The organism is Marinomonas maritima, assembly GCF_024435075.2.
In the GTDB taxonomy this organism is placed as follows: domain Bacteria; phylum Pseudomonadota; class Gammaproteobacteria; order Pseudomonadales; family Marinomonadaceae; genus Marinomonas; species Marinomonas maritima.
Genome location: NZ_JAMZEG020000005.1, coordinates 82,579 through 102,663, shown reverse-complemented (window position 1 = coordinate 102,663; position 20,085 = coordinate 82,579). Strand labels below are relative to the sequence as shown.

General features: G+C 44.9%; 17 protein-coding genes and 1 pseudogene. 8 read left to right on the top strand and 10 right to left on the bottom strand.

Features of this window, described 5'->3' with window-relative positions; all coding sequences use genetic code 11:
* Positions 1–57: 57 nt before the first annotated feature.
* Entirely contained in the window at positions 58–2,940 is a 2,883-nt protein-coding gene (locus M3I01_RS17865; RefSeq protein ID WP_255897294.1) for an FAD-binding and (Fe-S)-binding domain-containing protein, read from the bottom strand.
* A 230-nt stretch (positions 2,941–3,170) separates the two neighbouring features.
* On the opposite strand from M3I01_RS17865, the gene M3I01_RS17860 reads away from it, so the two are divergent.
* The gene (locus M3I01_RS17860; protein ID WP_255897293.1) at positions 3,171–3,947 is read left to right on the top strand and encodes a GntR family transcriptional regulator; all 777 of its coding nucleotides are present in this window, start codon (positions 3,171–3,173) and stop codon (positions 3,945–3,947) included.
* Positions 3,948–3,952: 5 nt separating this feature from the next.
* Here the strand turns inward: M3I01_RS17860 and M3I01_RS17855 are convergent, their stop codons facing one another.
* On the bottom strand, positions 3,953–5,257 hold the full coding sequence (locus M3I01_RS17855; RefSeq protein WP_255897468.1) for an MATE family efflux transporter: 1,305 nt from the start codon (positions 5,255–5,257) through the stop codon (positions 3,953–3,955).
* A gap of 406 nt (positions 5,258–5,663) precedes the next feature.
* On the opposite strand from M3I01_RS17855, the gene M3I01_RS17850 reads away from it, so the two are divergent.
* Entirely contained in the window at positions 5,664–5,879 is a 216-nt protein-coding gene (locus tag M3I01_RS17850; RefSeq protein WP_255897292.1) for a hypothetical protein, read from the top strand.
* Position 5,880: 1 nt separating this feature from the next.
* Positions 5,881–6,309: a group II truncated hemoglobin gene (locus M3I01_RS17845; protein ID WP_255897291.1), complete on the top strand. Its 429-nt coding sequence runs from the start codon at positions 5,881–5,883 to the stop codon at positions 6,307–6,309.
* A gap of 98 nt (positions 6,310–6,407) precedes the next feature.
* Here the strand turns inward: M3I01_RS17845 and norR are convergent, their stop codons facing one another.
* A complete protein-coding gene (gene norR, locus M3I01_RS17840) occupies positions 6,408–7,994 on the bottom strand; it encodes a nitric oxide reductase transcriptional regulator NorR (protein ID WP_255897290.1) in 1,587 nt (528 codons plus the stop codon).
* A 203-nt stretch (positions 7,995–8,197) separates the two neighbouring features.
* Here norR and hmpA point away from each other — a divergent pair, with 203 nt between their 5' ends.
* Complete coding sequence (gene hmpA / locus M3I01_RS17835; RefSeq protein WP_255897286.1) at positions 8,198–9,388, top strand: NO-inducible flavohemoprotein; 1,191 nt, start codon at positions 8,198–8,200, stop codon at positions 9,386–9,388.
* Between the two features lie 122 nt (positions 9,389–9,510).
* Here hmpA and M3I01_RS17830 read toward each other — a convergent pair whose 3' ends face one another.
* On the bottom strand, positions 9,511–10,164 hold the full coding sequence (locus M3I01_RS17830; RefSeq protein ID WP_255897285.1) for a glutathione S-transferase family protein: 654 nt from the start codon (positions 10,162–10,164) through the stop codon (positions 9,511–9,513).
* 177 nt (positions 10,165–10,341) lie between these two features.
* On the opposite strand from M3I01_RS17830, the gene M3I01_RS17825 reads away from it, so the two are divergent.
* Positions 10,342–11,301: a helix-turn-helix transcriptional regulator gene (locus M3I01_RS17825; protein WP_255897284.1), complete on the top strand. Its 960-nt coding sequence runs from the start codon at positions 10,342–10,344 to the stop codon at positions 11,299–11,301.
* Between the two features lie 1,171 nt (positions 11,302–12,472).
* On the opposite strand, the gene M3I01_RS17820 is transcribed toward M3I01_RS17825, so the two are convergent.
* From M3I01_RS17820 to M3I01_RS17800, 5 genes are all read right to left on the bottom strand, one after another.
* Positions 12,473–13,630 (bottom strand): GNAT family N-acetyltransferase, encoded by a 1,158-nt coding sequence (locus tag M3I01_RS17820; RefSeq protein WP_275565224.1) that lies wholly within the window; start codon positions 13,628–13,630, stop codon positions 12,473–12,475.
* Between the two features lie 31 nt (positions 13,631–13,661).
* A complete protein-coding gene (aroE, locus tag M3I01_RS17815) occupies positions 13,662–14,471 on the bottom strand; it encodes a shikimate dehydrogenase (RefSeq protein WP_255897282.1) in 810 nt (269 codons plus the stop codon).
* Positions 14,472–14,521: 50 nt separating this feature from the next.
* Positions 14,522–15,466 (bottom strand): oxygen-dependent coproporphyrinogen oxidase, encoded by a 945-nt coding sequence (gene hemF, locus M3I01_RS17810; protein ID WP_255897281.1) that lies wholly within the window; start codon positions 15,464–15,466, stop codon positions 14,522–14,524.
* A gap of 55 nt (positions 15,467–15,521) precedes the next feature.
* A complete protein-coding gene (gene lpxM, locus M3I01_RS17805) occupies positions 15,522–16,463 on the bottom strand; it encodes a lauroyl-Kdo(2)-lipid IV(A) myristoyltransferase (protein WP_275565223.1) in 942 nt (313 codons plus the stop codon).
* 85 nt (positions 16,464–16,548) lie between these two features.
* Positions 16,549–17,115, bottom strand: coding sequence for a TetR/AcrR family transcriptional regulator (locus tag M3I01_RS17800; RefSeq protein ID WP_255897280.1), 567 nt, complete (start codon positions 17,113–17,115; stop codon positions 16,549–16,551).
* 139 nt (positions 17,116–17,254) lie between these two features.
* Between M3I01_RS17800 and lpdA the strand changes: the two genes are divergently transcribed.
* The 3 genes and pseudogenes from lpdA (at position 17,255) to M3I01_RS17785 (ending at position 19,495) form a co-directional block, all read left to right on the top strand.
* Positions 17,255–18,664 carry a dihydrolipoyl dehydrogenase gene (lpdA, locus tag M3I01_RS17795; RefSeq protein ID WP_255897279.1) on the top strand — a complete coding sequence of 470 codons (1,410 nt, stop codon included), beginning with the start codon at positions 17,255–17,257 and terminating at the stop codon, positions 18,662–18,664.
* Between the two features lie 260 nt (positions 18,665–18,924).
* Positions 18,925–19,101, top strand: a pseudogene (locus tag M3I01_RS17790) (type II toxin-antitoxin system HigB family toxin); the annotation flags it as partial.
* Between the two features lie 13 nt (positions 19,102–19,114).
* Entirely contained in the window at positions 19,115–19,495 is a 381-nt protein-coding gene (locus M3I01_RS17785) for a helix-turn-helix domain-containing protein (RefSeq protein ID WP_255897278.1), read from the top strand.
* Positions 19,496–19,553: 58 nt separating this feature from the next.
* Here M3I01_RS17785 and M3I01_RS17780 read toward each other — a convergent pair whose 3' ends face one another.
* Positions 19,554–19,907 (bottom strand): hypothetical protein, encoded by a 354-nt coding sequence (locus M3I01_RS17780; protein WP_255897277.1) that lies wholly within the window; start codon positions 19,905–19,907, stop codon positions 19,554–19,556.
* Positions 19,908–20,085 lie beyond the last annotated feature (178 nt).

The following is a 20,085-nucleotide window of genomic DNA, read 5'->3' as shown; positions in this document are numbered from 1 at the left end:
ACGTTTTGCGCTGACGACGTCAGTGACGCAAGCAAAACGTCCTATTAATAAGCGAGCCTAAGAAACTAAAGGGTGCGACAATTGATCAACCAGATAAACGATGGAATGATATTCGATGCCACTGTGTTCTGATAAACCAATCTCGCAGGTGCGGCTGTTTGAGTAACCCACTTCACAGCCTTCTACCGCTTTGGCTAAGGTCTTTAAAGCGCTGGCGTTAAGTTCGGGTGTCGAGAAGCCTTTGTCGCCCGCAAAGCCACAGCAGCTAATGTCTGGCGGAATCACGACTTCGTCGGCAAGTTGATGTGCCAGCTGCACGAAGCTGTCGGCAAGTCCCATGCGGGTTGTGCTGCAAGTAACATGAAGCGCTATTTTGCCGAGTTTTTCTTTCATCCTTAGATTGGGCATCACATGCGTTGATAGAAAGCCCACTTGTTCGTGTAATTCTAAGCGAGGATCAAGGCTTTCCTTCATGCGTAGCAAGCAAGGGCTCACGTCACAAACAATAGGTATGCGGCCATTGTCGCTCGCGGCTAACAATAAACTATTGAGATCATTGGCTTTTTGCTTTGCCGCATCGAATTGACCTTTGGACTGGAATGCCATGCCGCAACATTGGCTTTCAACACCTTCAGGTACAATTATTTTATAGCCTGCTTTTTTAAGTACAGAAAACATCACGTCCATAACCGTCCGTTTGTCGCTTGAATGTGGGCCAACACCCATCACTCGCGTTGCACAACTAGGGAAGTAAACCACTTCTTTTAAAGTATCTGTCGATTCCAAATCATTGCATTGAATCACAGGAATCAAGCCCGCTGGTTTCGGCATTTGGTTGTGCCATTTAGGAACCAATCCGCCAGTCACCGTATTCATCATAGACGTCGCCAAGTTCATTCCTGAATCTCCAAGAATATGACGCGCGCCATTAGCAACAGTCAGCCCAAGCTTAGCGGTTTTGGTGACACCTTCAAAATGATCCGCGACCCAATAGCCGACTTTACTGTCTGGGTTTCTGTCGTGTCGTAGCTCTCTCGTTAAATCACCCGTGTTGATGCCAACAGGGCATTGTGTTGAACACAAACCACAGGCTGCACAAGTGTCAATCGATTGATAATCATAGTCTTTTTGCAATACCGACAGGCGTTCAGGGTCTTTTCCTGAAGCACGTAAACCTTGAATTTCACGCCAAATAACAATTCGTTGGCGAGGGCTTAATGTAAGCGATTTAGAAGGACAAATAGGTTCACAAAAACCGCATTCGATACAAGTATCAACCTTGTCGTTTGCCTTTGGCATTGGCTTTAAATTCTGCACATGCAAATTTGCATTGTGAGAAAGGATGACGTCTGGATTCAATAATGTTTGTGGGTCAAAGGCACGTTTGATTTCCCACATAATATCGTAGGCTTCTTTACCCCATTCCAGCTCAACAAACGGCGCCATATTTCGGCCTGTGCCGTGTTCTGCTTTCAAGGAACCTTGGTATTTAACGGCGACTAAATGCGCCACTTCATTCATCAGCTTTTCGTAACGAGTGACTTCCGCTGGGTCTTCAAAGCCTTGAGTAAACACAAAGTGTAAATTACCTTCTAGCGCATGACCGAACAGAATGGCTTCAGAATAACCGTGCTTCTGAAAAATACCTTGAAGCTCCAATACACCTTCTGCAAGCTGTTCAACAGGGAAAGCCACGTCTTCAATGATCACCGTGGTACCAACAGGGCGCACCGCGCCAACCGCAGGAAACAGGCCTTTTCGGATTTTCCAATAAGAGTCGTAAATGGTTTTGTCTTGGGTAAATTTAATCTCGTTAATCGTCTCTAACCCGTTTAATGCTTCAGAAACAGCCACAAGGTTAGCGTCTAATTCTTTCGTGTCGGAGGCACGAACATCAATCAATAATCCCGCGGCATTGGGTCCAAGCGTTTTTAACATCTCAGGCATGCCAGGCTTGTCTTCCACGGCTTTCAAACCTGCACGGTCAATTAATTCCACCGCCGACACTGGCGCGCTTTTTAAAGCGGTTACTGCATGACAAGTGACTTCCATGTTATCGAAGAAGATCATCGCGGCGGCTTTGATGGGATGATCCAATACCGTTTCATAGGTCACTTCGCTGATAAAACCCAAAGTGCCTTCTGAGCCAATCATCAAATGCAGCAGAATATCGAACGGATCGTCGAAGTCGATCAAGCTGTTTAAACTGTATCCTGTAGTATTTTTTAATCGATATTTGTGTCTGATTTTATGGGCCAATTCGATATTGGCTTTCACGCTCTCTGATAAGCGCGTTAATGTATCTAATAAATCAGCGTGGCTATTAGCAAACGCCAAACGGCTGGCGTCGTCAGCGGTATCCAATAAAGAACCATCAGCGAAAATTAAACGCGCACTTTGAATTGTGTGATAACTGTTTTGTGCGGTTCCACAACACATGCCGCTGGCATTGTTCGCTGCGATGCCACCAATCATACAGGCATTGATGGACGCGGGATCTGGTCCGATCTTTCGTTGAAACGGCGCGAGCAATTGATTAGCTCGAGCACCGATAATACCGGGCTGAAGGGAAACACTATGGCCATGTTGATGAATTTTATGGCCTTTCCACTGATCCGATAATTGCATCAAGATGGAATCTGTTACTGCTTGCCCCGACAAGCTAGTCCCCGCGGCACGGAACGTCACAGGTAAATGGCGTTTTCTGGCTTCTTTCAACACCAACTGCACGTCGTCTTCGTTGTCCACGCGCACTACAAGTTGTGGAATCAATCGATAAAAACTCGCATCCGTCCCGTACGCTAACGTTCGAAGTGGGTCTTGGATTAATCGAGTCTCATCAATCGCGCCGTCTTTAGCGTCTTTCAGGGCAAGGTATAGATCACGGTATTGCGCTGCTTTATAAGCAAGCGAGTCATTAGCAGTTGAGGCAGAGTTCATCAGACATTCCACGGCGAGTAGCCTATTTTTTATTATCAAAGAATAAATGCTAGACAAATTGGTAAGACCAATTTACCTTCTGAATACAAGGAACATTAAGAAGCTTGAGAAACTTTGTCAACTACTAGTTTAGACACCATTTCGTGTATTTTAGCGACAATATCAATTGGTTTTACCACTTTTTAAGTTATGCACAGAAGTCTTTAAAGAAACTAATTTTAGGGAAAATCATGGAATCCAATCACTTTGGTCGTGTTAAACAACCCAAAATCTCCGACATCATCATGAAAGAACTCGAAAGCATGATCGTAGAAGGCAGTTTCACGGCAGGGCAAAAACTCCCAGCAGAGCGTGAACTGGCCGCACGATTTGACGTGTCACGTCCGTCATTACGAGAAGCCATTCAAAAGCTGATCGCTCGCGGCGTATTATTCAGTCGTCATGGCGGCGGAACCTATGTTTCAGAACAACTTGGTAGTTCTTTTGCCGATCCGCTGCAAGATTTACTCTGCGCCCACGACGAGTTCTTATACGACCAATTAGAGTTTCGTGACGCATTGGAAAGCCTTGCCGCTTATTACGCCGCATTGCGAAGCACCAACACCGATAAAGACAAACTCACACAGTGCTTTACTCAGCTGGTAGAAGCCAACCAAAACCAAGCTTTCGCGCTGGAGGCCAAGCTCGACGTAGAGTTTCACATGATCATTGCCGAAGCGGCTCATAATGTGGTCTTGTTACACACGCTACGCAGTCTGCACGCTATGTTAGCAAAAAGTATTTCGAGTAATTTAAAGAATTTATTCGAGAAAAAAGCCGCACGGCAGCGTGTTATGGAGCAGCACACTCACCTTTATCAAGCCATCATGGAAGGTAAAGCAGAAGAGGCGAGAGCCGCCGCTCACACACACTTGGTATTTGTGGAAGATAACTTACTTAAAATGCGCCAAGAAGAAACACGGATACAGCGCTCGCTACGAAGAAACGAGCACCAAAATCCGCGTTGATAGGATTACTGGTTTTTAAACCACACGCCTTTCTTCATATTTTGTAAATAACACCAATATAGCGTGATCGCTCTAGCAATGAACAACACAGCAAGGCTAAGCCATAAACCATGATTGCCTAGGCCTTCATTACCAAGATGTTGAGAGAAGTACCAAACAGGAAAGAAAACACCGAGAACACAGATAATCATGGTATTTTGCATTTGTTTTACGCTGGTTGTACCGATGAAGATGCCATCCAACATAAACGACCAAATACCCAACAGTGGAAAGAAAATCAGCCAAGGTAGGTACAGTGCGGCGTCGTCACGGACGCTTTGAACACTCGTCAATAAGCCAATGATTTGATTACCAAAAATCCAGAAAATGAACATCAAAATCAAAGCCGCCAACAAAGCCCAATAGGTTGAAAGCTGAATCACTTTCTTAAAGTTGGCCTTGTCTTTACGGCCATAATATTCACCACACAAGGCTTCCACAGAAAACGCAAAGCCATCTAACGCATTCGAGATGATCATCAAAAAAGTCAGTAAAACGGCATTGGCGGCAAGAATGGAATCGCCTTGGCGCGCGCCCTGAGCGGTAAAAAACAACATCACCAGCAACAAGAGAATAGTGCGCACAAACAAATAACGATTTACTTGCACCAGCGCTACATATTCACGCCACTGCGCCAACGCTCGCATGGGTACATGACCCGAGAAACCTTTCAGCTTATGCCACGCTAAAATGCCCGCAACTATCACACCGATGTAATGCGCAAAAACCGTCGCCCACGCTACGCCGTCACTGGCCATTCCTAAACCGTAAACGGCAAAATAATCGAGCGCCATGTTAGCGACGTTGATCACCAGCAACATCCACAGCGCGCCCTTGGAATACTGTACGCCAAAAAACCAACCCATTAAGGCATAGCCTGCTAATACCGCTGGCGCACTGAAAATTCGTGCTTCACAATAAATGCGTGCCCAAGGTTCAACATCCGCACTGGGCGCCATCAAATGAATAAAAAGATCGATCAAAGGGGCACGAAACAGTATCAACATTAAACCGATGAAAATGCCCATTAAAATCGACTGTAACAACAGCTCACGAACCCGTCTATCATCGCCTTGGCCCAGAGCTTGAGCCGTCAACCCCGTCGAGCCCATCCGCAAAAAACCAAACGCCCAAAATAAGAAGCTGAAAACACTTGCTCCAATCGCAACAGCGCCAAGATGTGTTGCCGTTCCCAAGTGTCCAACGACCGCCGTATCAACCAAACCAAGTAGGGGTGTTGTGATATTTGAAATCATCGGTGGCCATGCCATATGCCAAATCTTGCGATTCAGTGGGGCATTTGCACGATGTGCGCAAACGATAGAATTTAGGGATAACTTCGACACACGAGTCTCACTTGTGGATATTTCATATTTTGTGGATAAAACTCAACCAAACCAATCATTGTTACTTGCCGTGATCTGTGGAAAATCATAGCAGTTATTCACATTTAGCGTCAGACCTTAATGTTTTTGTGCGTTTTTCAACCACAAGGAGACCATACATGACCATTAATTTCGTATTTCAATCACTTGTCCACATAGCAAGAAAATAAAAGACAGTTGATTCTATATTTCTCAAATATGGGATAACTCATGCTTTTTTCCACAATCTGGCTCGCATCGTCGTATAAATTTGCTAAACTTGCGCTTATTTTTCATCTTCCGGAGAAAACTTATGCCCAAGCAACTTAAACCCTTTATTGAAGGTTTGGCCGTCGGTTGTGTTTTTATTAGTATCACTATGTTGTTTGAAATTCCGTTGTACATGAGTTTTATCATCGGCGCTTTGGCCGCACTAGGCGGCTATCGTAACTCAATCAAAATGGATCGTGAAAAAGCGGCTAAAAAAGAGCAAAATCAGCCAAACACCTCCAAACAAGACGTAGAATAAAATGACCGATTCTAACCTACCTGTTTACGGTGAAAGAGATGGCACCTTACAAAAAGTAGGTGGTCTCACTGGCTTGCAAACGCTGGTAGAAACATTTTACCGCATCATGGAAAACACAGCAGAATTCAGACCGTTATTTGACATGCATCCAAATAACCTTGAACTGACCATCGACAAACTGGTGTCTTTCTTATCCGGTTGGATGGGTGGCGAAAAGTTATTTACACAAAAGTATGGGCCCATTAGCCTACCTCAGGCCCATGCACATCTAATCATCACTGAAAAAGAAAAAGCCATGTGGCTAAATTGTATGGCCGCCGCGCTGGACGAACTGGGTTACCCAGAAGACGTAAAAGCGTACCTACTTCCGAAGCTTGAGTTTCCTGCTGAACGCATTCGACAAGTCAGTGCTGCTCGGCATAATGCTTAACATCTTTTAAAACCCCTCCCCCTCCACTTGAAGATAAGGGGAGGGAGCAAGACAAGCACTAGCTCCTCCCCCTGCTAAGAGGGAGGTTGGGAGGGGGTTTAACTTCGAACTTCTTTGGTAACACGAATACCCAGCCGTTTTGCTAATCTTGCTAGGTTCGCTCGATCCATGGATAAATGCTGGGCGGCTTTGGTCCAGTTTCCCTCTGTTACCTCTAATGCTTGTCGAATCATGTTGCGCTGGTAAGTCTCTGTTTTTTCACGTAAATCGATTGGTTCATTGGATATTATAGCGTCTTTCGGCGTATGTTCTATCACGCTTTGTATCTCTTCTTTAGAACCCTTTTCAATTTGTAACCCTGTTAAATGCTCAGGTGAGATAACGGTGATACTTGTAGGGCTTTCGTCTTTTGCGTTCTCTGCTTTTGCAAATAGGGCCGCGCGCGAAATCACATGCTCTAGCTCTCGGATGTTACCAGGCCAATGGTAGGCTTCTAACAGGTGGATTGCTGATGGCGATAATGTCAGTTGCTGCAAACCTAATTTACGACGAAAGCGCTCAGCAAAAAAACCCGCGAGTAAAGGAACATCGCCTTGGCGATCTCGTAACGCCGGCACTTTTATAGGGAACACACTGAGTCGATGAAATAAGTCAGCACGAAAACGATGCTCCGCAACTTCCGTTTCCAGATGTCGATTAGTGGCCGCAATGATGCGCACATCCACTTTGCGAATTTGATCTTTCCCGACCGCTTGAATTTCTTGATTTTGAATCGCTCTGAGTAATGACCCTTGCACTTCTAGTGGCAGCTCACCGACTTCATCCAAAAACAACGTACCACCATCGGCCAATAAGAATTTGCCTTGGCGATCGCGATCGGCGCCGGTAAACGCGCCTTTTACATGTCCAAATAGCTCACTTTCGATAAGATGCTGAGGAATCGCCGCGCAGTTGACATACACCATAGGCGCATCAAATCGAGAGGAATGTTCGTGCAGTGCACGCGCCACCAGCTCTTTACCAACACCGGTTTCCCCTTCGATCAGAATGGCAAAATCTGACGGTGCAACCAAATCGATAGACTGTTTAAGTTCTTGTATGACCTTACTTTGCCCAATCATTTCGAGAGTTTGTTCGCTCATCACTTTTAAAACATGCTGGGCATGTTGTGACTTATTTTCTAATTGCTCCATCAAAATGGCGGTGTTTAAGGTCATCGCGGCCATGGTGCCAATGATTTCTAAAGCACGAGCATCTATGTCATCAAAAACACCCGGCAAGATACTGTCTAGCGTCACAGCACCAATCAATTTTCCTTCCAGATACAAGGGCACCCCCATACAAGAATGCACTCGTAACTGCTCATCATGGCCCAGCACCATGCCATCGTATGGATCTGGAAGAGGGGAATCGGCCGCAAAGCGAACAGGGTAATGCCCACCACAAATCGCTTTTAACCTCGGATGCTCCGCAATCGTAAAGCGTCGACCCATTAGGTCTTCTGACAAGCCTCGCTGAGCAATCGGCGTCAACACCGCATTGTTATGGATCAGCAATACAACCGCATCGCAATTGATCGTAGCGCGTACCGCGTAGACTAATTGTTCAAAACGATTGGGTTGCGTCACAGCACTGGCAAGATCTAAAGCAAAGCTAAGGAGGGCGTTATTGGAAACCTGATTCATGATCATCACTCATAAGAAGAAAGACTAACCGTGTCATTTAGACTCTAACATATCATATAGACTTCTTTATTTGTGAGTCTTATTGACTCACTATCAAACCTAAATAACGTAAGCCAATGATTTATAGGTATATTATTAGTTGGCATGTTCTTAGCACTACTATAGATAAGAAATTACTATTCATCGTTTAAAAGGAAACAAAAATGTTATCTCAACAACACATAGACACAGTTAAAAGCACTATCCCGCTGCTTGCTTCCGCAGGACCAGCTATTACTGAGCACTTTTACAAACGCATGTTTTCGCACAACCCTGAGCTAAAACACGTATTTAATATGACGCACCAAAAGACTGGCGGTCAACCTGCGGCCTTATTCAACGCCATTGCCGCTTACGCAACACACATCGACAATCTAGAAGTGCTCACCAGCGCCGTCATGCGTATCGCTCATAAACACACCAGCTTTAATATTCAACCAGATCAATACGATATTGTCGGCCATCATTTGATCGAAACATTGCGCGAACTTGCGCCAGAGGCGTTTACCAAAGACGTCGAAGAAGCGTGGGTTGCCGCTTATGGTCAATTGGCCGATATTTTTATCAAAATAGAAGGCGATCTTTATAAAGAACGTGCCGCTCAAGCCGGTGGTTGGACCGATTTTCGCCGCTTTCGTGTCGCATCAAAAACACCTGAATCTGATCTGGTGACCAGCTTTGTTTTTGAACCAACCGACGGTGGTCCAGTCATCGACTATCTTCCAGGCCAATACTTGGGCATTAAGTTACATCCAAAAGGCAGTGAATACGATGAGATACGTCAATATTCGCTATCAACCGCGCCAAATAACCAGACGTATCGCATCAGTGTAAAACGCGAAGGCAGCGACGACATGGCCGGCGTTATGTCCAATTATCTACACGATCACCTAAACGTAGGAGACGAAATCGAAGCCATGCCACCTGCAGGTGACTTCTTCTTTAAAGACAAGCAAACGCCTGTCGTACTTATTTCTGGTGGTGTTGGCTTAACACCAATGCAAGCCATGCTGAACACATTCGCCAAACAAAGCTACGCGCAGCCAGTCCATTACTTGCATGCTTGTGCAAACCAAGATCAGCATTCCTTTAAAAGCCATGTAAACGGTCTAAAAGGGTCTTTGGCGTTAAACGTACACACTTGGTATGAGCAAACAGACAAAACAGAAGAGGGCGTTTATCAAGGCAACATGCAGCTAGACGTTATCAAAGAAGGATTGCCGATTTCGAATGGCGAATTCTACTTGTGCGGACCGGTTGGTTTCATGATGTTTGTTAAGCAACAGCTGTTAACGCTTGGTGTAGAAGCAGATCGTATTCACTACGAATTGTTTGGCCCACATAAAGACGTGTGATTTTAACCCTTCTCGACCCTTCCCTTGAAGATAAGAGAAGGTGACCCACGCTAAATAAGACCTTCTCCCTCAGCTAAGAGGGAGAAGGTTGCTAAATGCTATGCCTTATAAAAGGCGATTGACTACGAGTGGTCAAGCAACAACGCTTGGTCTTGCTGTTCCGCTTTAACAAACGCTGGACGTGAGGTAATGCGTTCAATATAAGCGTCGACCACAGGGTTCGTCGTGATTAGCCCAAACGTACGACACCATTTCAAACTCATTCCCCAAAGAATATCTACCGCGTAAAGCTGCTCCCCCAATAAATAAGGGCCTTTGGCTATTTGGTCGAACACAGTTTTTAGCATTTTATCAAAACTGCCATAAGACAGTTGAGAAGCCTCAACGGGAGAGCGATTAAAGGCTTTGTCGATCATAGCGGGTTCAAAGCTGCTGCCTTGGTAGGCTATCCAGCGCAAATAGGCACCACGTTTAGGATCATTAAGGGCTGGAGCGAGGCCTTTTTCAGGGAACAGATCGGCCAAATATAGGTAACAAGCGACTTGTTCCGTGACAATAGTGTCATTATGAACAAGGGTTGGAAATTTACCCAAAGGGTTTATCGCTAAAAATTCCGGTTGCTGGTTTTCTCCTGCTTTAAAATTCAGCACTTTCATCTCATAGGGTACACCTAATTCTTCTAGCAAAACCAAAACGCCAGTGCCTCTGGTTTGTGGGGCATGATATAGGGTGATGGAGCCATTGTTTCGAGCTGTGTTGTCGTGGATATTATTCATGTCAGTTACCTCAAAAAAAATTGGAGAAATAGTGCTTGCTACATGAGTTATGTTAGCGATTAAACCTGCCACCTGATGTCAGGTATTTCCTTTATACTGACAAAATAAAATTCGCTTAGCGCTGTTAGTTGGCAGATGACATAGCACGGCGACTTAGTGCAACGAAAGGAGAACCCCATGCGAGCCAGCCGAATACTGAAACTCCTGATGATGTTACAGACCCATGAAAAGGTCACCGCGCGTGCATTAGCTGACGCCTGTGAGACGTCGATCCGCACAGTTTATCGAGACATCGATGCGCTTAGTGAAATTGGCGTGCCCGTTTACAGTGAGCAAGGCGTACAAGGTGGCTATCGGCTGTTACACAATTACCGGACCCGCTTAAATGGACTTTCCGCGAAGGAAGCTGAAACGTTATTTCTGACTGGTTTATCAGGCCCAGCTCAAAAGATGGGATTACAAGCTACCCTTGCCGATGCACAATTGAAATTGAAAGCCGCCTTGCCGGAAGACATGCGCTACGAGTCCGACCGCTTACAGAGCCGATTTTTGCTGGATGCGCCGAATTGGTTTGCTGACGATGAACAAGTCACCTACTTGCCAACACTGATGACAGCGGTATTAGAACAGCAATGTGTTGTCATACAATATCAAAGTTGGAAAGCCGAAGTAAAGCGTCAGACCCAACCTCTGGGCATCGTTTTAAAAGGTGGACAGTGGTATTTGCTCGCGCAGGTAGATAATGACATTCGGACCTATCGCGTATCCCGTATTGAATCCCTGACGTTACTGGATGAGAATTTTGAACGCCCCAAAGACTTCAATTTAGCGGCGTTTTGGCAGGATAGTTTACGTCGTATGGAAGCGATTCAATTTCCGATTATTGCCGAAGTACGTTTAACCGCGTTGGGCGTTAAGATCATGCAGTTTGCGTGCTCTTCTTATGCGGTGAATCAAGCGACGATTGAGCCAATGGACGATTCCGGCTGGCATCGAGCTAAATTGCCAGTAGGCGAATCAGTACACGGCTGCGCTGAACTGTTGCGCTTTGGCGCCGAACTAGAAGTCATTGGCCCACCAGAACTACGCTTAGCAATGGAAGAGCTGGTGTCGTCCTTGGCAGTGCTATATCACTGAAATACAGCGCCGAGTTAAGCAGAACAATTTTTGAAATTGTTCAGCGTAATTATCAGCCCATATCTGGCTATGGCTGTAACGGATACGGTGTTGATATAAATAAGGTCCTAGGAAATAGCAAAAAATGGCCACAAAGAATTGTGCTAGCAACTAGTAGGGGAAGTACATTACTAAAAAGAGGAAGAAAGGTTGGAATCCGATTATTGATAGTTTACACAATAACAACATTGTTACGTTAGAGACTTACAGTGCTCAATATCAAACTATTAACGGAGAGATGAGAACAGTACCAAGTAATGCTATATACATTGTTGGCTATAAGAATGACGAGGGAGAGGGAGAGCGACTGCAATCGATTATATACAGCGATAAATCAGCAAGGCTGAATGATAAACGGTTTGCAATTACACCAGGTTGCCTTAAGGATAAAGACTCTCTCTTATTTCATCTTCAATCTACTAGCTCCTTGGTTGGAAAAGGGGTAGACCGAAGCTCATTCGAAATCATCATGGTTTCTGAAATACCTGAAGTTAAGCGGTATAAAGAACATTACACTGAAAGAGCTTCATTTTTACCAAGTAACTCAAAGATTTATGAATATAGTAGGAAAAGCGTTTGCGTTCATAGATCAGCTTAGATTAGATATAAATAATCATGATCGACACGCTAAGGGAATGACCTATTTGGAGAAACGAGTAGTTGTGGTCTATGCAGTGTTCGCAACTCTAATAGTAGTACTAACTGTAGGATATTATTTCTGGTGGTTCTAAAGAGGCCTGCTTCCTTTAAGTTCCGTCCCACCAATACAAAACAAAAGACAAAACCCCATCTTCCGTCTTTCCCTTTTAAAAGGGGAAGAGACTTAGGCCTTTGGTGTCATCACTTGGAGCACTTTACCCTCAGCGAAAAATATTCGATTCAATCCTGATTGAACGACCATGATATCCTCACGAGACATAGTAAAGCTAGATTCTAAAACACATAAAGAATCCATCAATACCTTACGTAACAACGAGCGTAAGGGAACAATTATGTGCCTACACAAAAAATCAGGCATTTAATGTCTAAAGCGAATTTTTGGTTACTTTTTGGGCGCTAGCAAAAAGTTACCCGCTCAGCAGAGCGGAAAAAAGCTAATAAATACAAAGCGCTTGAATGGAACATGGATAAGTTAATTTTCTTTAAACGGCAACAAGGCGTGGGTATCTTGATGATATCTACGCACTGATTCCGCTTCTTCCTCACAGAAGTTACCAATGGCATCACGAAAACCCTCGTGGGCTATGTAATGAATACTATGACTAAAAACGGGCTCAAAGCCGCGGGCGATTTTGTGCTCTCCTTGAGTGCCTGGGTCGAAATGCTGTAACCCTTTTTCAAGACAAAATTCGATACCTTGGTAATAGCACGCTTCAAAGTGCAAACAATCAACTTCTTCCATACAACCCCAATAACGGCCATATAATGAGTGATTGTCGAAGAAACACCACGAAGCCGCGATCACCTCCTCATCTCGGTAAGCTTGTACCAAAACAATTTTATCGCCCATGGTATCGGCTAATTCGCCAAAAAATTCACGCGTTAAATACCCTTGTTGGCCGCGTTTGGCGTATGTCGATTGATAGCACAAGTAGAAGAAGTCGATCTCGGCCGAAGTGAGTTTATTGCCTAGCGTACGCGTGAGTGTCACGCCTTGCTTGGCGACTTTCTCTCTCTCTTTACGCGCGGCTTTGCGCTTGCGGCTGGAGAAGTAAGAAAAGTAATGCTCCATGTCCTGATAGTCACGATTAAACCAATGAAACTGACAGGAAATACGATGCAGTAGGTCTTTGTTTGGCGCGAACAAGGCCGCGTGGTCAGGCTTGGTGAATAACAGATGCCAGCTTGAAAAACCTCGATCTTGGTTTGCTTGTGTCATCAACTGCGCAAGCGCAGGGTACAGATGGGAAAACTGAACGTCATCGCCTTTTGGATCGAGGCGAGAAAAAATTCTTAAACCCGTGACCGGGGAGAAGGGAATCGCCCAAATGCGTTTAGGAAAATAATCCATGCCGTAACGCTGGTAAGCGTCTGCCCACGACCAATCAAAGACAAATTCACCTTGAGAATGGGTTTTTAAATAGGTGGGTGCAATGGCAAGCGGGGCGTCATCATCGTCCATCACCAGTAAATATTCTGGATACCAGCCTGTGCCATCACCGATACTTTTGCTTTGCTCTAAGGCTTTATGAAAGGCAAATTGCGCAAAGGGATAACGCGTTTCTCCAATAGCCGCCTGCCACTTGGCTTCGCCTATTTGATCAACAGAATTGAACCATTGCGCTTTCATACGGTGTCCTTTCGTTCGCTTATTTTACTGATCAGCTGGCTTCCATTTGTTTGCGCATCAAGGCAACTAGGCTGGCGGTGTCAGGACGAACCTGACGCCATAGATAAAACGCTTCTGCGGCTTGACCCACTAACATACCAAGACCGTCTGCTCCTTTGCCGCCATGGTCATCGGCCCATTGTAGAAATACCGTACGTTCTTTGCCGTACATCATGTCATAACACCATGTTTTCGAGCCCGCTAATTCGTCTTTTAATGGCGGTAGATTGCCGGACAAACTCGCCGATGTACCATTGATTATAATGTCAAACTCACCTTCTAACCCTTCAAATGTCGAAGCTAAACAATCAAAATGCTCAGCCAACGCCTGCGCTTTTTCGACAGTACGATTGGCAATGGTGACAGATTCTGGTTTCTCAGATAAAAGAGGTTCAAGCACACCACGCACCGCTCCACCAGCGCCTAAAATCAACACACGCTTGCCGGTTAATACTCGCCCATGATTATGCGTTATGTCCCGAACCATGCCGAAACCGTCGGTATTGTCGCCGAAAATGTCGCCATTTTCACTCATAAGCAAGGTATTCACTGCGCCAGCTTGTTCTGCTCGCTTGCTTAATACGTCACACATGGCATAAGCACGTTCTTTAAACGGCAACGTAATATTCATGCCTTTGCCGCTGTTGGCAAAAAAGTCTCTTACTTGGCGCTCAAATTGAACATCGTCGCCTAAGAGCGTCGAATAGGTAAGTTCTTGCTGTGTTTGCTCGGCAAAATACTTATGTATACTAGGCGATTTACTGTGAGCAATCGGATTACCAACCACAACATATTGATCCAAAATGTATCCTCTTATTTATTCTGTAAAACGCGATTGGCTTAAGCTGAGTATCATTCAATTCCAGCAAGCCAATCTTTCGATGTTAGATAATAGTCGGTTAACTTGGCTTCTTCGCTGCCAGGTTCAATTTGATACTCATACGTCCAACGTACTTCCGGCGGTAATGACATCAAGATGGATTCCGTACGACCTAGACCGCTTTGCAAACCAAAATGCGTACCTCTGTCGAACACCAAATTAAATTCAACATAACGTCCACGACGATGCAGTTGAAAGTCACGCTGCTGCTCGCTAAAAGGCAGGTTTTTACGACGCTCTAATATAGGTAAATAGGCCGTTACGTAAGCGTCACCCACGGCTTTCATCATACTAAAACACTGTTCGAAGCTACCTTCGTTAAAATCGTCAAAGAACAAACCACCAATACCACGAGGTTCGCCGCGGTGTTTTAGATAGAAATACTCGTCACACCATGTTTTAAACCGAGAATAATAGCCTTCACCAAAGGACTCAACGGCATCGTGTGCCGTTTGGTGCCAATGAACACAATCTTCATCAAAGCCGTAATAAGGCGTCAGATCAAAGCCACCGCCAAACCACCAAACAGGTGCCATTCCGTCTTTATAAACAATAAATAAACGCACATTGGCATGAGAGGTGGGAGCCATTGGGTTGTTTGGATGAATCACCAACGACACGCCCATGGCTTCAAATCGACCACCTGCAAGTTCAGGACGATCCGCTGTTGCGGAAGGCGGAAGGTTATCGCCCATCACATGCGAAAAATTCACACCGCCTTTTTCAATGACATCGCCACCCGCGATGACGCGTGTTCGGCCACCGCCGCCGTTTGGTCTGTCCCACGCGTCTTCTTTAAATCGTATAGAAGGTTCAACTGTTTCTAAAGATGAGCAGATCGCATCTTGAAGAGAGAGTAGATAATTTTTAACCGCATGAATGTCTATATCATGAGGGGAGGTTGAGCGCTCAGACATATCTGGCTCCATTAAATCGAATACTAAAAGAAATCATGCACTTAACGCTTTATAACTAATAGAGCGTAGTGCCATCAGGTCGGCTGCGCAGCAAACTCAAAATCCACATGTACTGCTCTGTGTGTGTTTCAATCATGGCTTCTAATGCCTTGTTCATCACAATGGCATCTTGAGTGTCATCACCCGTAGGAAAGTTCTCAAGCGCTGGGGAAATATGCAGTTCATACTTCCCTGTTTTTGCGTTATAGGCTTGAAACATAGGCACGATATTGGCTTTTGTTAATTTGGTTAGCTTGCCCAAGCCTTTCATGGTGGCTTTTTCAGCGCCGAAAAAGGGCACAAAAACCGAATGCTGAGCTCCTAGATCTTCATCTGGCAGGTAATAACCTACATACCCTTTTTTAACCGATTGAAGAAAGGGTTTAATGCCTGCACTTCTAGGGTAAACAACACCACGTCCGTACTGCATACGTTGGGTGTGCAATAACCAATCGGTTAATGGATTTTTTTGAGGTTTCATTATGGTTGTCACGGTGTAGCCAAGCGAGGCTAACATTGAACCCGTGTAATCAATGGACCAGCAATGCGGCACCAAGGTAATGACATTTTCGCCTCGATCCAACAAAGGAAACAGATTCTCACCGCCAATGATCTCATTGCGGCTTTTTTTATACTTATCGCTACGAACCAACAGCTCACCGTAAGCAAAACAAAATTGGGCAGCGGTTTCTAAACTCCTACGTAAAATAGTTTCTCGCTCTTCTAACGACTTTTCTGGAAAACAGTGCTGAATATTTAAGCGAGCGCGTTTTAACGCTCCGCTTTTTTTCTTCATAATCAAAGGAACGACTTTCGTCGCTAACTTGTCACGTATACGAAAGGGCACATAAGCCAAGACAAGCGCAAACAGTACTACCAGCCAAGTGGGCCAAAACCGTGGGGCAAGAAAACGCCATGTAAACTTAGGGTTATGCAGGTTTTTATCTGATGTAGTCATGTTGGTCGTTTCGTTCATTTATAAGTGAATTTTTCTATTGGAGAATCATGTTACCCAAGGAAGCCGTTATTTTATATAGCGTCTTTTATTTAACGTATGCCATTCTCCAATAAGACACGGCACTTTCAAAAAATTCCGCATTACCGGTTGCTTGCACCAAAACAGAAGCACCGTGGAGTGTGGCGAGAAACTGAATCGTTTGTGTTTTCGCCTGCGCTTCCGGCAAAGATGCCAAGCGCATAAAAAGCAAGGTTAACCATTCTATTTTGACATTATAAAATGTCGCAAGGGCAGCGCTAACTTCGTCTGGCAAGATGTGTTTATCCGCCGTCAGCATAGTGCAGAGACTCATATCCTGGTGGTCAACAATTTTGGCTTTAAAGCCATTAATGAACCCCTCCAACATCACGTTAGGGTCGAGACGCTCATCATTCGGATTGGGTAGCTGCACTGAAAACTCATTGATATAACGGGTCATGACCGCCGAAGCAAGATCGCCTTTGGTCGGGTAATGGTAGTGAACACTTGCACTCTTAATACCGACTTCTTCGGCAATATCACGAAAACTAAACGCGCCATAGCCACCTTGAATAATTAAACGTTCAGCGGCGTCCTGTATTTTGTTCTTTGTGTCATTTTTCTCAACAGTCATTAAGGTGTCTCATCGCAAGATTTGTCTATCTGGTGATAGGTATTTTATTGACCCAACGTAAATTCACAAGTTATATTTAACCTACCTAGTGATAGATAGCTTTTATCTTTCCTCGAAAAAACAACGAACGGAGTAAATAATGACATACGATCTTGTGGTTTTAGGCAGCGGTCCTGGCGGTTATGCGGCCGCCTTTCGTGCTGCAGATTTAGGGTTAACCGTTGCCATGATAGAGCGCCATGACACCTTGGGCGGCGTTTGTCTCAATGTCGGCTGCATTCCCTCTAAAGCACTTTTGCACGTCGCTGGAAAAATCCTCATGGCCGACGAACCGTCTCACGGCGTGCAATTTGCTAAACCAACCATCAATCTAGACGACATTCGACAACACAGACAATCCACCGTAGACACATTAACCGGCGGTCTAACCATGATGGCCAAAGGCAGAAAAGTTACCGTACTTCATGGCGAAGGTAAGTTTGACTCCACCAGCTCCATTATTGTTACCAAAGACGGTTCAGAGGAAAAAGTCGCATTTAAAAATGCCATTATTGCCGTCGGTTCTCGTGCTATTAAACTGCCTTTTGTGCCTTATGAAGACTCAAGAATTTTAGATTCCACCAGCGCACTGCAGCTTGAGCGCATTCCTGAGCATCTATTGGTGCTTGGCGGCGGTATTATTGGCTTAGAAATGGCAACGGTTTACCAATCACTCGGCGCGAAAATCACCGTCGCGGAGCTTGGTGAGCAAATCATGACCGGCGCCGACAAAGATCTCGTTCGCGTGTTCGAGCAAGTAAACAAAGATCGCATGACGTTTTTAACCAAGACCCAAGTCACCAACATAGAAGCCACGCCTGAAGCCTTGAATGTCACCTTGCAAGACAAAGACGGCGAACGCAATCTAGCGGTAGACGCCGTACTCGTCGCCGTTGGTCGCTCTCCGAATGGCAAAACCGCGGGTATTTCTGACGTCGGAGTAAAGCTAGACGAACGCGGCTTTGTATTGACTAATGGCAAGTGCCAAACATCTGTATCCAATATTTACGCCATTGGTGATGTAACACATGGCCCGATGCTAGCGCACAAAGCGTCTCACCAAGGCCACGCAGCGGCCGAAGTGATTGCGGGCCACAAGGTGGACTTCCAACCACTGGCGATCCCTTCCATTGCTTATACCTTCCCAGAAGTGGCTTGGGTTGGTTTGACGGAAACCGAAGCGAAGAAACAAAATATTACCGTCAAAACCGCTGTTTTCCCTTGGAGCGCCAGCGGCCGAGCGATCGCGTCTGGCGTGACTCAGGGCAAAACCAAACTCATCTACGACGAAGCAACAGAACGCGTCTTAGGCGCTGGTATCGTTGGCTCTCATGCAGGGGAATTACTTGGGGAGCTGACTTTAGCGATTGAATTCGGTGCCACACTGGAAGACATCGCCTTAACGATTCATGCTCATCCAAGTCTTCATGAAACGGTTGGCTTAGCAGCGGAGTTAGGAGCTGGAACCATTACCGACTTACCGAATAAGAAAGCGAAAAAGGCCAAATAGCGTTTTTGGACACCTTTTATAATTCATTCGATAAAAAGCCGACTTGTAGTCGGCTTTTCCCGTTTTGGGAAAAAATAGTTGTAATGCAAAAAATATTTCCCATAATGGGAAATTGACTTACATGGAAGGTCAGTCACATGAGAATATTCACTAAAAGAACATTAAGAGAATTTTGGGAACAAAAGAAATACCAAGATTCTGAGCAGCCCTTGAAAGCATGGCATGACGAAGCCAAGCGAGCGGAATAGAAAACACCGCATGATATTAAAGAGCTCTATCGAAGCGTGAGCATAGTGAAAAACAATAAGGTTGTTTTCAATATCCATGGCAATAAATATCGCTTAGTTGTCGAAGTCACTTATGAAAACGCTCATTGTTATGTTCTTTTCGTTGGCACTCACAAGCAATACGACAAAGTGGATGTAGATTCACTTTAGTAGAGGTAGAAAAATGAATATTAAGCCTATTAAAAACGATGATGATTTTGATACAGCAGTGTCACGCATGCGAAGCCTTCGTGGCGCTAAACCTAATACGCCAGAAGGCGATGAAATCGAAATATTAGCGGCGCTTGCGGAAGCCTATGAAGAAAAACATCACACTATCGACCCACCAGACCCGATAGAAGCGATCAAGTTCCGTATGGAGCAAATGGGATTAAAAGATACCGACTTAATGGAGTTTTTAGGTCAGCGTAGTCGCGTCAGTGAAGTGCTAAACAAGAAAAGACGACTAAGCCTAACCATGATTCGCAGCTTAAATAAAGGCCTGCATATTCCTTTAGAATGTTTGATTAAAGACTATCGCTTAGATAATGAAAAAGCCGTTTGATCAAAATGGCTTTGACTTTTATCTTTCATGGAATGCAGAACCTAGTCCGAAATACATATCAACTTACATAAACAATATGCTGTTCATCGTCGTAGCTGAAATTGAGACTAATCTGAATTTGGCTTTCTTCGAGATGCAGCTTAGAGACAAGATAAAAGGTGCCTTTTTCGGCTTTTTTCGCGAGTTCTCTTAACTGCCTCTCTAGCATCTTCCAAGCGATAGCGTCTCTTGATTCATCCAAACCATTATCCGCTCTAGAAGTCGTCCGTAGCCAACAAAAATAGGCCAAGGAATTAGCTTTGATATCAAAAAAATCACCGTCCTCTGTTTCCAGATAACCAAGCCCGTGAGCGGTAAACTCGTTCAACAAATACGCTTTCCACTGCTGCATAAACTGCTCTAAATAAGGCAAAACTGTTCTCCTGAATGAACCCCATCACGTTAGCCCTTTCTATTTTATAGGTAACTTGTGTTTCGCGTAATCTTTCCGCCGTTTTCAACGGATCGCTTTTAGCTGGTTAACCATCAAATTCACCCCCTCCCTAAGCCTCCCCTTCGAAGACACATGAAATGCGCAACGCTTTTTTATA